Origin of the sequence: Chryseobacterium antibioticum (assembly GCF_012927325.1) — a bacterium.
In the GTDB taxonomy this organism is placed as follows: Bacteria; Bacteroidota; Bacteroidia; order Flavobacteriales; family Weeksellaceae; genus Chryseobacterium; species Chryseobacterium antibioticum.
On sequence record NZ_JABBGI010000048.1, the window covers coordinates 1 to 17,119 of the forward strand.

Sequence of the window (17,119 nt, forward strand, 5' to 3'; positions counted from 1 at the left end):
TAATGAATTAATTTATTGATTATCAGATGAATATACAATATTTTATCTCAACAAACTAATGATAAATTATTTATTATCAAACAATTATATACTATCTTATGTGACTTCTATCATGCGTTTGCCCTGTTCCAGTCTGTTTTTAAACGCTATGTAAAGATAAATTCATAATTTAGCATCCTTAAACTAAAATGTAAAATATGGTTGCTATTGTTGATAGTGGTTCTACCAAATCAGATTGGGTGATACTTGATGACTTCAAAAAAGTGTTTTTAAAAACAGAAACTATCGGCTTTAATCCAAACTTTATCAACAGGGAACTTATTGTTTCTGAAATAGAAAAGAACAGCAGCCTTATACTGGTCAAAAATTCCATAACGAAGATTTTCTTCTATGGTTCAGGATGTGGTGTGAAAAAAAACTGCGAAACCATTGAAGAAGAATTGAAGAAGATATTCACAAAAGCTGAAATAGTTGTGAAAGAAGATCTTATGGCCGCAGCATATGCCGCATATGGCGGGAAACCTGCTGTGGTATGCATTTTAGGAACAGGTTCAAATTCATGCTATTTCGACGGTGAAAACCTTAAAATAAAACTGCCTTCCCTTGGCTTTCTCATAGGAGATGAGGGAAGCGGAAGTGCTATTGGAAAACAGCTGGTGCGCAGATATTTTATGCAAAAACTGCCGGCAGATCTTCTTGCAGAATTTGAGCAGAATTATACACTGACTGTGGAAGACGCATTGCAAAACATGTATCACAGCCCGAGACCAAACGCTTACCTGGCTGATTTCAACAAATTTGTCATCGAAAGAAAGGAGCATCCTTACTTTAAAGATATGGTATACAAAGAGATGAAAGATTTCTTTGAATACCAGGTGATTCCCTACGAAGAATCAAAAGATGCCGAGATCAATTTCATCGGCTCTATCGCTTATTATTATGAAGATATTCTACGCTCTGTTGCGGAAGAATTTCATTTAAATGTTGGACATGTGGTCCAGAAACCAATCGAAAGTTTAGTAGACTACCATATTAAGTATATACTTTAATAAAAACCAAAATTCTATGTCAAGTAAAACCCACCGCGACGAAAAGAACTTTAATCAGGCCGCGTTAGATTATCATAAAGCCGAACCTAAAGGAAAGATCGAAGTTATCCCTTCGAAGCCTCACTCTTCTCAAAGAGATTTATCATTGGCATACTCACCAGGGGTGGCAGTTCCTTGTATGGAGATCCACGATAAGCCGGAAACTGTTTACGACTACACCGGGAAAGGAAACCTGGTAGCTGTAATTTCTAACGGAACCGCAGTGCTTGGACTTGGTGATATCGGAGCAGAAGCTTCAAAACCGGTAATGGAAGGGAAAGGTCTTTTATTCAAGATCTTTGCAGATATCAATGTTTTTGATATCGAAATTGATGAAAAAGATCCGGATAAATTTATTCAGATTGTAAAAGGGATTGCTCCTACATTCGGAGGAATCAACCTTGAAGATATTAAAGCGCCTGAAGCTTTCTATATTGAGCAGAAACTAAAAGAAGAACTTGATATTCCTTTAATGCATGATGATCAGCACGGAACGGCCATTATTTCGGCTGCTGCATTGATCAACTCACTTCAGATCGCTAATAAAAAGATCGAAGAAGTAAGAATGGTAGTCAATGGAGCTGGAGCAGCTGCTATTGCCTGTACCAATTTATATATTTCTTTAGGTCTGAAAAGAGAAAATGTTTTGATGTGCGACAGTAAAGGAGTGATCAATCACAAAAGAGAAAACCTTACGTCTGAAAAAATAGACTTTATTGCCCATACAGATATTGAAACACTGGAAGATGCCGTAAAAGGTTCAGATGTTTTCATCGGTCTGTCAAAAGGAAATGTAATGACTCCGGAAATGCTTTCCAGCATGAAGGAGAATCCTATCGTTTTTGCTTTGGCAAACCCGGATCCTGAGATTGCTTACGACCTTGCCCTTACAACACGTAAAGATGTGATTATGGCAACAGGAAGAAGTGATTATCCTAACCAGGTGAACAATGTATTAGGATTCCCTTACATCTTCCGTGGTGCATTAGACGTTCAGGCAAAAGGAATCAATGAAGAAATGAAACTGGCTGCCGTACACGCTATCGCAGATCTTGCAAAAGAACCGGTACCTGAAGCGGTAATCCTGGCTTATAATGTTCAGAATTTACAGTTTGGAAGAGAATATTTTATTCCAAAACCGTTTGATAACAGATTGATCACCAAAGTATCCAGCGCGGTAGCAAAAGCAGCTATCGAAAGCGGTATTGCCAGAAAAACCATTGAAGACTTCGAAGAATACGAAAACCAGCTGCTGGACAGAATGGGTAGAGACGAGAAGCTGGTAAGAATGATGCAGAGCCGTGCAAAATCGAATCCTAAGAGAATCACTTTAGGAAATGCTGAAGAATACAACGTACTGAAAGCAGCACAGATTCTTTACGAAGAAGGAATTGCTTTCCCAAGTCTTTTAGGAGATAAAAAATACATCAAAGAACAGATGGAACGTTTCGGTATCAATCTGGATATCCCGATTATTGATCCAAGCGACGATGATCAGAAGGAAAACAGAAAAAGATACAGAGAAACACTTTGGAAACTTCGTCAGAGAAAAGGAATGAACGAGTACAAGGCGAAAAGATATGTACGTCAGAGAGATTATTTCGGTCCTTTAATGCTGAGACATGGAGATACAGACGGTCTTATCGTTGGTTTCTCTAAAAACTATACCTCGGTGCTTCGTCCTGTTTTAGAAGTGATCGAGAAAGATAAAGGAGTAGATAAAGTAGCGGCTATGATGATGATCCTTTCAGAAAAGAAACCTATTTTCTTTGCGGATACGTCCATCAACCAGAATCCTACGGCAGAAGATCTTGTAAATATTGCTAAAATGGCAGAAATTACAGTGAAATCTTTTGCGATAGAACCTAGAATCGCCATGCTTGGTTTCGAAAACTTTGCAGCAATCTCGGAGACTTCCAAAAAAGTAGCGAAAGCGGTAAGCATCCTTCATGAGAAATACCCTAAAATGGTGGTTGATGGTGAAATTCAGCCGGATTTTGCAATGAATGCAGATCATTTAAGTGATTATCCATTCTCAAAACTGGGAACAACCCCTGCCAATACCTTCGTTTTCCCAAATCTTGAAAGTGCAAACCTTTCTTACAAGATTATCAGAGGAATGAAAGTAGCACAGGTGATCGGACCAATCTTAATGGGTCTGAAACAACCGGTACACGTTTTACAGATGCGTTCAAGCGTTGATGAAATCGTAAACCTGGCTACGGTAGCAGTTCTTGATGCCCAAAGAAGAGAAAACAAAAAATAATAAAGAATCTATCTTTTGTGAATAAAAAGCAGTACACTAAACCTTGTGTACTGCTTTTTTATTATTATTTTATAGTAAATTTTAAATAAGTATAATGATTTTATAGAAAAATAAATATATTTATACGAATCAAAAAAATATTTACTATGAAAAACATCACACGACTTTCAAGAGAAAATTTGAAACAAATCAATGGAGGAGGACCAAGAAGTCAACCTATCCAATCTCCGGAAGGAGGCTATTATTGTCTTCCATCTCAGGGGCAACTGTGCTTAGTAGGCTGCACACCAACTTGCGTGAATGGTGCATGTAATATAAGTATGTGTTTGGATATAAATCCTTAGAATATTTATTAAGCTCATTTAATGATGAAACCTATCTGTTCAGATAGGTTTTTTGTATTTACTCTATTTATTTGAATTCATTGAATTTCCAGTCAAAATTTAAGTTAAAAGCCATTCGTGCCTGAAATGAAAATATTAATTAGTTTAAATTACTATATTTGGGAGTTTTAAAAATTAATAATGATATTTTCCTTACAAGGCAGCGTTCAAGAACTTACACCCACTTACGCAGTGATCAACGTACAAGGAGTTGGTTACTATGTAGGCATTAGTTTGATGACCTCCCAGGCACTGGCCCTGAATAAGCCTGCATTTTTATATATTCAGCAGATCATACGGGAAGATGCTCATCTTCTCTTTGGATTTAACACTCGTTCAGAAAAAGAAATGTTCAATCTGTTAATAAGCGTTAACGGAGTAGGGGCTGTTTCTGCTCTTATACTTCTTTCCACTTTAACCCTGGAAGAGATTGCTACAGCCATCCTTTCCAAGAACAGTGCACTGATCCAAAAAGCTAAAGGGATAGGGGCCAAAACCGCAGAAAGAATCATTGTAGATTTGAAGGATAAAGTCCAGAAATTCGGCATTGACGCGGAAAATATTTCTGCGTTCGTAGATAATAAAGTCAAAGAAGAATCGTTATCTGCATTAGAAGTTTTAGGGATCCCGAAACGTATGAGCGAGAAGATAGCAGACCGAATGATGAAGCAGAATCCGGAAATCTCAGTAGAAGAATTGATAAAACAAATTTTAAAAAACATTTAACATTTGGTGGCGAATAATAAGCATCTCAACATATTTTTGTTCCTGTCGTTCCTGTGTATGTCTGTAAGTGCTTTTGCACAACAGGTACGGGATACTGCGATCATAAAGAAAGATTATCAACTGGCCGACCCCACAAGGTACGAGGCCTTTTACGACATAAAAACCGGAATGTATTATGTATATCCTAAAATTGGAAATACCTATACCGGCCCTCCCACAGCCATGTCTCCCGAAGAGTATAAAGAATTTATGCTCGCTACCCAGACAAAAGCTTACTACAAAGAGAAATCTGATAAATACAGCCTTCTTTTCAGAAGAGACAGAACTGATGCCCGGAAACAAGGGCTTATCCCGTCTCTGATGATCAACAACAAGCTGTTTGAAACTATTTTCGGAAGCAATAAAATTGAGATCATTCCTTCCGGATATGCCTCTTTAGACTTTGCAGGACTCTACCAAAAAATTGATAACCCACTGATTCTGCCTCAAAACAGGACCAGTTTTACTTTTGATATTGATCAGAGGATACAGTTGGGATTATTAGGTAAGGTAGGAGAAAACTTACAGTTGAAAGCCAATTACGATACCCAGAGTGGTTTCGCATTTGAAAATAGAATGAACCTCGTGTGGCAGGCAAAAGGAAACTGGAAAGATCTTCAGTCCAAAGGTCTTGGAGATCTGGATAAACCCAGTGCCGGAGGAGAAGATAAAATCATAAAAAGAGTAGAATTCGGTAACGTTAATATGCCGCTTTCTACCAGTCTTATCCGTGGTTCGCAGTCATTATTCGGGGTTAAGACAGAATTCCAGCTTGGAAAAACTTACGGAACCGTAGTTCTCTCCCAGCAGCAGGGAGAAGCCCGAAATATTGTAGTACAGGGTGGTGGTGTCATGAATAACTTTAAAGTCAACGCGATTGATTATGAAGACAATCAACACTTCTTCCTGGGGCATTACTTCCTGAATAATTATGACCAGTCATTGGCTAATTATCCACAGATCAATTCTAGAGTAAACATTACCAGATTGGAAGTCTGGGTACTCGATCAGGGGAACAGTAATCTGGCTTACCAGAAAAGTATTATTGGTATTAGAGATTTGGGAGAAGGAGTTTCAGGATTGCCGGACAATTCCCAGAATGGATTATACCCATCTATTAATGCAGCGATAGGACCAAGAGAAGCTGGTAAAAACTATGCAACAACTTTTCAGGGGCAAAGTTTTCCGGGAAGCTTACAGCCCTATGATAACGGAGAGCAGTTTATTTTCAATACAAAAGCAAGAAGACTGAATTCTAATGAATATACATTACAGCCTCAGTTAGGATATATTTCATTAAACCAGAAGCTGAACGATAACCAGCTTTTAGCCGTTTCATATTCCTATACGGACGGTACCAATAAGGTGTATAAAGTAGGGGAATTCTCCGAAGAAAGCCCGGTGTTGGTAACCAAAGTTCTTAGAGTAAACAATAAGGTGAATACAGCGTCTCCAATGTGGGACCTGATGATGAAGAACATCTATTCTCTGGATGCAGGACAGGTAGCACAGGATGGCTTTATTCTTAACATTTTCTACAGAGACCAAAAAACAGGGGGCAAGGTAAATTATCTTCCAGGGACCAGCGTCCAAGATAAAAATTTATTGAAATTATTTAACTGGGACCGACTTAACATGAATGGTGATATTCAAGCCAATGGTGGTGTGTTGGGAGATGGTATTTTTGATTTTGTCAACGGGATTACGATTAGAGCTGAGACAGGAAAAATAATTTTCACTAAAGTTCAACCGTTTGGAGATTATATGCAAAGTTTGGTTGGAAACGACCCTCAATATGTACTTCATGATCTTTATGATAAACAAAAAATAACCCCTTCAAATATACCACAACGATACACGATAGAAGGTCGTTACAAAGGAACACAGGGACAAGGGATTTCTCTTGGAGCCGTAAACGTTCCGCAGGGATCTGTAAAAGTTTCTGCAAACGGTGTTCAGCTGACAGAAGGAGTAGACTATACCGTAGACTACATGCTCGGTACAGTAACGGTGATCAACGAGAATGTGAAACAGTCAGGACAGGCTATCAACATCTCATTGGAAAATCAGCTTACATTTAATACACAGAGAAAAAGATTCTTGGGTCTAAACTTAGAAAGAAGATTCAACGAAAACTTTATATTAGGTGGAACCGTTGTAAACTATTCAGAATCTCCGCTTACCCAGAAAGTAAACTATGGGCAGGAGGCTGTTAATAATACAATGGCCGGGATCAATATGATGTACAACAATCAGGTTCCTTTCCTGACCAGACTGACAGATAAGATCCCATTTGTCAATACAGAAGCTCCGTCAAACCTGAACTTCAAAATGGAAGCCGCTTATTTGCTTCCGGGACTTAATAAAGGAACAAATGACCAGTCTTATGTAGATGACTTCGAACAGACGACTTCTAAAATCTCCTTAAAAGAGCCTACAGCATGGAGTCTTGCCTCAAGACCTGAAAAAAATCTTGCAGCTCCATTTAACGGAGTACCGGCTGATGACGCCCTGACAAGTGGTTACGGAAGAGGACTCTTATCCTGGTATAATATTGATCCGAGATTTTGGGGAGTAGGAGGAAGAGCACCTGCAGGAATTACGGCACAGTCAGTTTCCAACCACGCATCCAGAAGAGTTCAGTATTCCGAAATTTATAATAACAGAGATTTTGTGGCAGGTGAACAAACCTTCACAAATACCCTAGATATATCTTACTATCCTCAGGAAAAAGGACCTTACAACGTCAACCCGGGATCCGAAACAGCAGCAGCAAGATGGGCGGGAATTATGAGGCCTATCAGTGTTTCCAACTTCGTTAATTCAAATATTGAATATGTTGAATTCTGGATGATGGATCCGTATGCGGATGGAACGACCCTGGGAGGCAGAGCTAGACTTTTACTTCAGTTAGGAAACGTTTCCGAAGATATCCTGAAAGATGGCAAGATGCAGTATGAAAATGGTCTTCCTACACCTGGAGCACCTTCTACTACCTCTACCTCTAATTGGGGAGTACAGCCGAAGCAACCACCTATCCTTTATGCATTCTCAAGCGAAGGCGACGACAGAAGATCCCAGGATTTAGGATATGACGGTTTAAACTCCGATCAGGAATCTATGAGATTCGGAAATACATTCGTTAACCCGGTAACCAACTTCGTTGACCCTGCGGTAGATGATTTTGTGTTTTTTATGTCCGATAAATTCACAGGTAACCAGGCGGCATCTCTTGTTCAGAGATATAAATACTTCAGAAACCCGGAAGGAAACTCTCAGGCCAACTCTTTAGAGGTGGCTTCACAGACTCCGGATGCAGAAGATATCAACAAAGATTACAACCTGGACCAGACAGAAAGTTATAATGAATATGTTGTAAAGTTAGATAAACCAAGCCTTGCATTAGGACAGAATAATATCGTAGATGTGAAAACGGTAAAAGCTACTTTCCAGAACGGACAGAGCTCAGATGTGAAATGGTACCTGTTCAGAATCCCGGTTTCAAAATATGCGGAAACTGATGCGGAAGGAGAGAGAAGCGCATCTGTACTGAACAATGTAAGATTTGCCAGATTAATGCTTGCAGGCTTTGAGAATACTTCCACGTTAAGATTCGGTACGATGGATCTTGTAAGATCTGACTGGCGAAGATATCCAAATCAGATTGCCAGTCCATCAGTGAGTTCACAACAGGAAGGTGCAGGATTAGCTCAAAATAATAACTTCGAAGTAGGAAGTGTAAACATTGAAGAGAATGCATTAAATCAACCTCCGTATGTATTGCCTCCGGGAATCGACAGACAGGTGTTGAGTGGAAATGCTGGTGCACAGAGACAGAATGAAGCTTCACTTTATATGAAAGTAGAAGGACTTGCCGGAGAAGCAAGAGGGGTGTTCAAAAATACAACACTGGACATGAGAAGATATAAAAAGCTTAAACTTTTTGTACATGCTCAGGATCCAATCAGCAGAGATCAGGGTATTGATAAGGAATCTAAATTCTTTATTCGTTTCGGAAGTGATGCTACAGATAACTATTATGAGTATGAATCTGAAATGATGCTGACTCAGAGCACAGCAACCACTCCCTTAGAAATATGGCCTGTTGAAAACAACGTTGATTTTGAAATCCAGAATTTTGTAGATGCGAAGATCAGAAGAGATAAAAGCTCCTCGAATATTGTTGATAGAATAATGGATAATGTTTTCGGAGATAATTCCAAAAGAATTTATATCAAAGGACGCCCGAGTTTAGGAAATATCACGACTATTATGATTGGGGTAAGAAATACAAACCGTTCCAACTCCATAACCAGAATTCTTTGGGTGAATGAGATCCGTCTTTCTGAAATTGAAAATGATGGCGGGTATGCAGGTAATGCAAGCTTAAACTTTAACCTTGGAGATTTTGCAACCGTAAATGCAAGTGCTTCTTATACCTCAGTAGGTTTTGGTAATATAGATTCAAAACCGGCAGAGAGAAATCAGTCTACACAATCAGCCTTCAGTATCAATACCGCTATTAATGTAGATAAATTCCTTCCTGAAAAAAGTGGGGTTAAAATTCCACTAAACTATTCCTATTCACAGACAATCGAGGATCCGAAATACAATCCGCTTGATACTGATGTGGAATTCAGTAAGGCTGCCAATAAAGAACAGCTGAAAAAGGTAGCAAGAACTTATACACAGCAAAGAAGTATTGGCGTTGTCAATATGCATAAAGAAAGGGTAAATCCAAATAAAAAACCCAAGTTCTACGATATTGAAAACGTTTCTGTAACTGCGGTGTATAACGATGATTATTTCAGAGACATCTACACTTCAAGAAACTACAGACAGTATCTGAGAGGTTATGTTGATTACAACTATACCTTCAAGCCGTGGGTAATTAAGCCTTTCAACAAAATGATCAGTGATACGGCAAAATCTACAAAATATCTGAAATGGGTTAAAGAATTTAATTTCAATCCGGTTCCTACAAGACTATCTTTCAGAACTGAAGTAGACAGAAATTACAACGAGCTCGAATTTAGAAATGTTGAAGCGATCTTAAGTGGAAATACAGGGGACAGTTTTGCTGCAATCAGGAACAGAAACTTCTTCTTCGGATGGCAGTACGGTTTAGGATTCAACTTCACCAAATCATTAAAACTTGAAATCAATTCTGCGACAAGAACGCTTAACGATAATGTAGATGTGAATGGAATGAATGATAAATCCATTTTTGGAAATGTATTCAGAGCAGGTAGACCGGTATTGTACAACCACAGAGTACAGCTGAACTACAAACTGCCATTCCAGTACCTTCCATACTTAGATTTCATTGATGCAGAAGTAGGCTATGGACTTACGTACAACTGGAATGCCAGATCTACCGCACTTCTTTCAAGTCCGGAAGGTAGCTTAGGTTCCGTAGGACAGAATACAAATGTGATTCAGGCTACAGCTACTGCAGATATTCCGAAATTCTTCGGACAGTTTAAATACTTCAAGAATATTTCAGCAAAACTGCAGAAACGTAAGCAGGAAATTGATTCACTGAACAATGCGTATACGCAGCAGTGGGAGAAAAAAAGATATAAATATAAGAGCTATAAATTCAAGAATAAACTCACAATACTTCAGAGCGCAGCGTTTTTATTGACGTCATTCAAACAGTTAGACATTAACTACACTGAAAATAACGGAACAGTAATTCCTGGATTGCTTTCAGCACCGAATATGTATGGGTATGGCCAGACGCTGGGAGGTCCTACCATGGGATTCCTTTTTGGATCTCAGGCTGATATCAGAAGAACAGTATTGGAAAATGGATGGGTAAGTGACTCACCTTATATGACCGATCCTTATGTGAAGATGTCGACCAGGGAATTAAGGGCCAATTTACAGATCGTTCCAATGAATGATTTCAGGATTGACCTTATTGCACTCCATAACTACAATAGAAACTTTTCACAGTCTGGATTTAATAACCGTAATAATCTTGGAACCGCGAATCACGATTATGCATTCGCCAATGATCAGGTGACATATTCCAACTCTGTGATGCTTCTTAAAACATCATTCAAAGAACCCCAAGCCGTTTATCAGGCGATCAGACAAAATGCAATGATACTTTCACAGCAATTGGGTATTGGGGAAATATTGACAGCTGATGGCTTTGCTGAACATTATAGTATTGCCAACGCCTATGTACTGATCCCAGCATTCAGAGCTGCCGTAGAAGGGAAATCCGTTAAGCAGATTGGAAATGCGAAGAAAGCAGGAATTCCGATTCCAAACTGGAAGATCACCTACTCTGGTTTAAGAAATATTCCGATTATTAATGGTCAGTTCTCGAAATTTGATTTACTGCATGGATATACGGCAACGTATACAGCCACCGGAATCCAGTCAAGTATTGATTATTTTAACAGACTTTCAGGAGGAAATGCATTTGATGTGAATAATGATTATATCAATCCGTTTACATTCTCACAGGTAGGTTATGTAGAATCATTCTCACCACTTATCGGGATAGATGTTACTATGAGAAACAATATGCAGTTCGGACTTCAGTATAACAGAAATAGAATGATGTTGTTAGGATTGGTTAACCATACCCTTACCGAAGATTCCAATTCAGAATATGTAGTAAGGCTTGGATATATTGTGAAAAACTTCAGATTAGGAATGGCCAATACAAGAGGATCCAGAGGAAAAGGCAGCGACCTTAACATCAGGGGAGATATCTCACTGAGAGATAGCAAAACCTCTATCATGAATATCCTGTTAAATGATTCACAAATCACAGGAGGACAGAAACTCATGAATATAAAGATTTCCGCAGATTACAACGTTTCTGAAAATCTGAACCTGAGAGTATTCTACGAGCAAATGACTTCCAAGTATAAAATTTCAACGGCGTTCCCGCTGTCTACTATTAGAGCAGGTCTGTCCGCAACATTTACATTTGGAGACTCAGGTGGTGGTTTCTAAGAAAGAAATTAACATATAATTGCTAAAACTAAAATCCCTTTCTGAACAAGAAGGGGATTTTAGTTTTAATTTCCGATTTTATAATTTTCATATTTTGTGTGGTATATTTGCTGAAAATTAAAAAAACGATGAAAAAAGTATTATTAAGTTTTAGTCTGTTTACTTTTGAGGCAATGTTCTCCCAAGATATACCATTTGATAAGCTTTACGGAAATTCTGATCCTGTTCATTATTATCTGGGTCACTATCCTGTATCAAACTCTGATGGTTTGGATATCAACTGGTATGGAGGAATAAAACTGCAGACTTCTGCAGGGATAGGTATACAATTATTAAATAATGGGAATGTCGGAATAGGAACTTCCTCTCCAAGTCAAAAATTAGATGTTTTAGGTAATATCATAACTGGTTCTACACACGCTACGGAAGGTGTTAATGCACTTTCAATTCGGTATGAAAACGGATCACTAAATAATTGGGGATCTCTGAGAAGTTCAGCTGCTAGTTACATGAGTTTTGGGGTAAAGGCGGATAACAATATAGCCAATGGATGGCTATCCAGTAATGAAACTTTGAACTTCTCTAAAGTAGCTATGATACTGAACGATGATGGGATTAAATTTCTAAGTTCCCCGCAACAACTCATCGCATTGAATTTGCCTGTAGCTATGAATGAAATAATGAAAATTGCTGCAAATGGAAATGCTTTTCTACAAGGAAAATTCGAAGCAAAAGAAATAAAGGTAACACTTACTCCTACAGCTGATTTTGTCTTTGATGAAAACTATAACTTACCAAAACTGGAAGAGATAGAAAAGCATATTAAAGAGAAAAAGCATCTTCCCGAGATTGCATCGGCAGCACAGATGGAAAAAGAAGGGGTTAATATTGGAGAGTTTCAGATCAAACTTCTTCAGAAGATTGAAGAACTTACATTGTATATTATTGAGCAGAATAGACAACTTAAGCAACAAGCAGGTGAAATTGAAGTATTGAAAAAACAGATAAACACTAAAAAGTAATGATGAAAAGAAACATATTCCTTTTTTGCTTATTCTTAAGTACCTTATTGTTTTCTCAGGAAAGTGAAGCCGGTGAACCTACTTTTAATCTGTTTTTCACTAATAAGGTAGGATGGCAAGAAAAGGCTATTTTTGATAATCTTTATATACAGAGTGCGGATCAGAAAACGATAAGTATTACGAGTCTATTTACTGTTATTGATAAAATAAAGCTACCTGATTTAAATAATGATGATATAAAAAAAGAGGCTTCCGAAATTGAACTAAAGGAGAATAAAGGCATTGATATTTATGGTAAAATTGTAGATAGTGATGCAAATATTGCAGATATTAATAAGAGATTTAAATATCAAGACCGATATTATAATATTGTAGAAATTTCTTCAGATAATGCTCAATCACTGCAGGCATATTTTAAAAACTATAATTTACCTAAGGGAGCGACTCTTTTTCTTTATGATAGTGAAGGAGAAATGATTTTAGGAGCCTTTACTTCTAATAACAATCCTAAAGAAATGGTCAAAGAAGGTTACAGCTTTATGACACAGCCGGTAATTGGGAGTAAAATTTATCTGGAATTATCTTATCCTATAGATTCTCCACAGGTACCCAGTCTTACACTAAAGAGTGTAGTACACGGATTCAAAAATTTTTTTAATAAGGGAGGAGCATTTGGAAGTTCTGGAGATTGTAATAGAAATGCTGTTTGTAATTTTGGTAATGGCAATAATGATCTTGCAAGGAATATTAAATCTGTAGGTTTAGTTTTAGCTAATTACAAGAAGTTATCTGGGGGGTATACTTTTAGTTGCTCAGGAACATTAGTAAATAATGGTAAACAAGATGGAACTCCGTATTTTTTAACCGCAGAGCATTGTGTTGGAGCATCAAATACAATGAATGCTAATTGGAAAAATGAACTGCTAGTACTATTTAATTATGAAACTCCTAATTGTGACAGTAATGGTTCGAATGCTCCGTCGAATGTTTCAAATAATTCTGTCTTAGGATGTGAATTATTGGCTGACAGCCCTAAAACTTGGAGAGATTTTGCATTACTAAAATTAAATACTACAAAAGAGGTATTGACAAGGTATAAAGTATGTTATGCCGGATGGGATAATAATATTAGTTCTTACATAAATACTGCTACTGATAGGTATAGTATCCATCACCCAAGTGGAGATGCAAAAAAGATTTCTTTAGCAAGGCATGTTTATCCTACAACAGCTAATTATACTCCCTTATCTGTAGGCGATTTTTTAAGTGTTATTTTTAAAACTGGAGTCGTAGAAGGAGGCTCATCTGGTGGTCCACTCTTTAACAGCCAGCATAGATTAATTGGTTCTTTATCTACTTCTGATAATGACTTGTATTGTGGTTCAAATAATTTTTATTGGATGTGCGGAGAGTCTGTTTGGGATTGTGCTCCTGCAGGATATTCTCGTTTTTCAAGTAACTATCCACAAATGTCGGCTTGGCTAGATCCAAATAATAGTTTAATACAATCCATTGGGCCATATTGTCCTTCTAATGATATTTCTATTGGAGCTCCTATAATAGTCAATCCAAGCGGATCTACGACATTAACATTTGATCAGGCGGTTGATATTAATCGAGCGAGTGTTCACCCATCACAGACATTTGGTAAAAAAATTTATGTCCCGATTGATCAAAACAATAATAATCCACTATTAAAATTATCAAATGACAATGTTATTGCAACTAGACTTAATTTATTGGATCCTATAAGTGGAAAGCTGATACTTTCAGGAATATATAAAGTTGTAGATTGTAACAAACTACAATATATAAAAGATATTGAGATTCAAATGAAGAATCCGCTTAGTCTTGGGACTAATCAAAATGCTTCAGTTATTGGAGTTGGTGACAATAGAGTTATAGTACGTCTATATAATGCTGTGGGGAATAATTATAATGAAGAAGTACAATCATATAAAATTGTAAACAAGGAATTGGTTTTTGAAGGCTGGAAAACATTATTTCAAAATTTTATTGACCATTCTGATCTAAAGTTTTATTACGAGAATAATCGACTGGTGGTCATTGACCATTATCAAGGAGTTTTGTATTCTTGGTATAATAATAATGGAAATTGGATTTCAGGAAATTCTCAAACAATTACTCCCTTTATTGATATTAAAATGTTAGATGATAAATTTTTCCTTTCAGACATGGATTACTACTCTACAGGTGGTAGCAATAAAATAAGAGTCTATCAGTTTCAAGCTAATTCACCCAATTACAGTTTACTCAAGACCTTTACTAATTTATACAACAGTAATAACACACCATTTAATATGTATTCATCTGCATGGAAGGTGTTAAATATTTCTAAAAGCAATAGTAATTCTAATGGTTTTTATATTAATTACATACATAAGAGCCAGGGAGACCCATTTAATCGTATTGTAGAAATAGATTTAAGTAATAGTTCAACCAATCATCTTAATTTGGGCGGAGATTATAATTTAGATTTTGATGTGTATGGCTGGACACTATATTCCTCACATATTATTAATGGTAAGATAATTCAATTAAGATATAAAAGTCAACCGTCATATCAATCACCAAATTACCCAATACGGATAGCTGTTTTTGCAAAAAATCCAGCTGGAGTTTGGGCTTTAGAAAAAGCTCAAACTTTCTTTCAAGATTATGATTATGCTATTAATGATAAATATCTATTACAATATACCGTAAAATCAGGAATGAATATTTTAAATGTACGAGAATTAGAATATTTATTTCATCCTGAAACAATTTATGATAACAATACTATAAATACTGCAGGATATAATATGATTAAAGACCTGACGAATGATGCCTATTGGTATGGAATGAGCTTTGGAAAGGAAGATTATACCAATAGAATACTTGGTAATAATAATATCTTTAAAGCTAAGCATATGAATGTAAATATTAATTCATTAGATAATAAAACCATTATTTTATCTGATTTTACAAAGCAAATAGAAGGTTATAAGAGGGTAGAAGCAGTTGCAAAATATGCTATTTTTATGAAACCTGGATTTTCTGTTTCATCTTCTACGGGAGCGGAGTTTCATGCTGTACCTCAAATGAATATTACAAATGCAAATATTCCTCTATGTTCATTTACATTTGATGATATGCTTGACCCTAAGTTGGGACAATATTTTCAACAACTTTATTTAAGACAGGGAATAAGAAATCCAAGCTCTGCTCATTTTGGAGAAATAGTATATATAGCAAAAGATGAAGTATCACTACAAAATATAAACTATAAAATCTATCCAAATCCTACCAAAGACATCCTTAATATTGATCTCAATGGTAAACATTTTAAAACATTGGAAGTTTATTCAATTGAGGCAAAAAAAATTATAACTCTTGATATATCATCAAAGACTATGATTGAAATTAACGTGTCACAGTATCCGGCAGGTATTTACATGGTTACTTTAATTGATTCAAATGGAAAATCTTTTCCTAACAAAGTCATAAAGAAATAATAATTTAAGACATAGGGAATCGCTGCTTCGGCAGCGATTTTTTATTTTGACTCTAAAATTCGTTCAAGATATTCATTACCTCTTTGAACCTTTTATTATTTTGAATACATTTGTACAAAATAAAAATTAAAATGAATACACCATCAGAATTAAAGTACACGAAAGATCACGAATGGATCAAGATTGAAGGTAATGTTGCTACAATCGGTATTACAGACTTCGCACAGGGAGAACTTGGCGATATTGTATACGTAGATGTAGATACGGTAGATGATGATCTTGAAGGCGCAGCTGTTTTTGGAAGTGTAGAAGCGGTGAAAACTGTTTCAGATTTATTCTTGCCTATTGCTGGAAAAGTTATTGAATTTAATTCACAATTGGAAGATCAGCCTGAGCTGTTAAATACAGACCCTTATGGAAACGGATGGATCATTAAATTAGAACTTGCTGATGGTGCAGATCATTCAGAACTGCTTACGGCAGAAGAATACCAGGCAATCATTGGATAAGATTTCAAAAATATTTAGTAAGATTTTGCCCATCTATTGGGCATTTCTTACTTATATGCTCCTCAAGCCCGGTGAAGAGAACCAAGAGTATTGGTTTATGTTCAATGGTATTGACAAGGTTTTACATCTGAGCATATTTGCAATGTTGGGTTTCTGCTTCATTGCCACTTTCCCTAGAATAAAATTTTCTTATTTCTTTCAGATTATTCTTATATATGCTTTCCTTACCGAAATCCTTCAGGAGGAGATGGGCTTAGGCAGATCCATGGAATCTCTAGATATCGTAGCAGATACTATAGGATGTTTAATCGGATACTATATATATAAGGCGTTAATCAAGCGTTTTTTCTAACTCATAACTCTTACTATTTCGCATTGGTCCCTTGTGGATAACTACAGATTCTTTCTAACGTCTTATAAATTAAAAGTTTATGTAGATACTTATCCCCATTATAAATTTGCTATGAACTTTATGTTAAATAAGTTTGTTTTGCGTATTAATAAGTTGTTATCTTTGCCCCACTGAAAAACGGAAGTTCTTTGGTAGCACAGAAGAGCTTTTAGATAAGCGATACTATTTATGAAAATGC

9 protein-coding genes are annotated in these 17,119 nt (G+C 36.6%); all 9 read left to right on the plus strand.

Features of this window, described 5'->3' with window-relative positions; all coding sequences use genetic code 11:
• Positions 1-197 precede the first annotated feature (197 nt).
• The gene (locus HHL23_RS21725) at positions 198-1,049 is read left to right on the plus strand and encodes a BadF/BadG/BcrA/BcrD ATPase family protein (RefSeq protein ID WP_169236834.1); all 852 of its coding nucleotides are present in this window, start codon (positions 198-200) and stop codon (positions 1,047-1,049) included.
• A gap of 16 nt (positions 1,050-1,065) precedes the next feature.
• Positions 1,066-3,354, plus strand: coding sequence for an NADP-dependent malic enzyme (locus HHL23_RS21730; protein ID WP_169236835.1), 2,289 nt, complete (start codon positions 1,066-1,068; stop codon positions 3,352-3,354).
• Between the two features lie 146 nt (positions 3,355-3,500).
• Positions 3,501-3,698 (plus strand): bacteriocin-like protein, encoded by a 198-nt coding sequence (locus HHL23_RS23010; RefSeq protein WP_423738663.1) that lies wholly within the window; start codon positions 3,501-3,503, stop codon positions 3,696-3,698.
• 180 nt (positions 3,699-3,878) lie between these two features.
• Positions 3,879-4,463 (plus strand): Holliday junction branch migration protein RuvA, encoded by a 585-nt coding sequence (gene ruvA / locus HHL23_RS21735; protein ID WP_169236836.1) that lies wholly within the window; start codon positions 3,879-3,881, stop codon positions 4,461-4,463.
• A gap of 57 nt (positions 4,464-4,520) precedes the next feature.
• Complete coding sequence (gene sov, locus HHL23_RS21740) at positions 4,521-11,483, plus strand: T9SS outer membrane translocon Sov/SprA (protein ID WP_169236840.1); 6,963 nt, start codon at positions 4,521-4,523, stop codon at positions 11,481-11,483.
• Between the two features lie 128 nt (positions 11,484-11,611).
• Positions 11,612-12,505 carry a hypothetical protein gene (locus tag HHL23_RS22655; RefSeq protein ID WP_228464929.1) on the plus strand — a complete coding sequence of 298 codons (894 nt, stop codon included), beginning with the start codon at positions 11,612-11,614 and terminating at the stop codon, positions 12,503-12,505.
• 2 nt (positions 12,506-12,507) lie between these two features.
• Positions 12,508-16,020, plus strand: a complete 3,513-nt coding sequence (locus tag HHL23_RS21750) for a T9SS type A sorting domain-containing protein (protein ID WP_169236837.1) — start codon at positions 12,508-12,510, stop codon at positions 16,018-16,020.
• A gap of 131 nt (positions 16,021-16,151) precedes the next feature.
• Complete coding sequence (gcvH, locus tag HHL23_RS21755; RefSeq protein ID WP_169236838.1) at positions 16,152-16,529, plus strand: glycine cleavage system protein GcvH; 378 nt, start codon at positions 16,152-16,154, stop codon at positions 16,527-16,529.
• Entirely contained in the window at positions 16,471-16,881 is a 411-nt protein-coding gene (locus HHL23_RS21760; protein WP_317174731.1) for a VanZ family protein, read from the plus strand. Before gcvH ends, HHL23_RS21760 begins: the two co-directional genes overlap by 59 nt.
• The last annotated feature ends 238 nt before the right edge of the window (positions 16,882-17,119 follow it).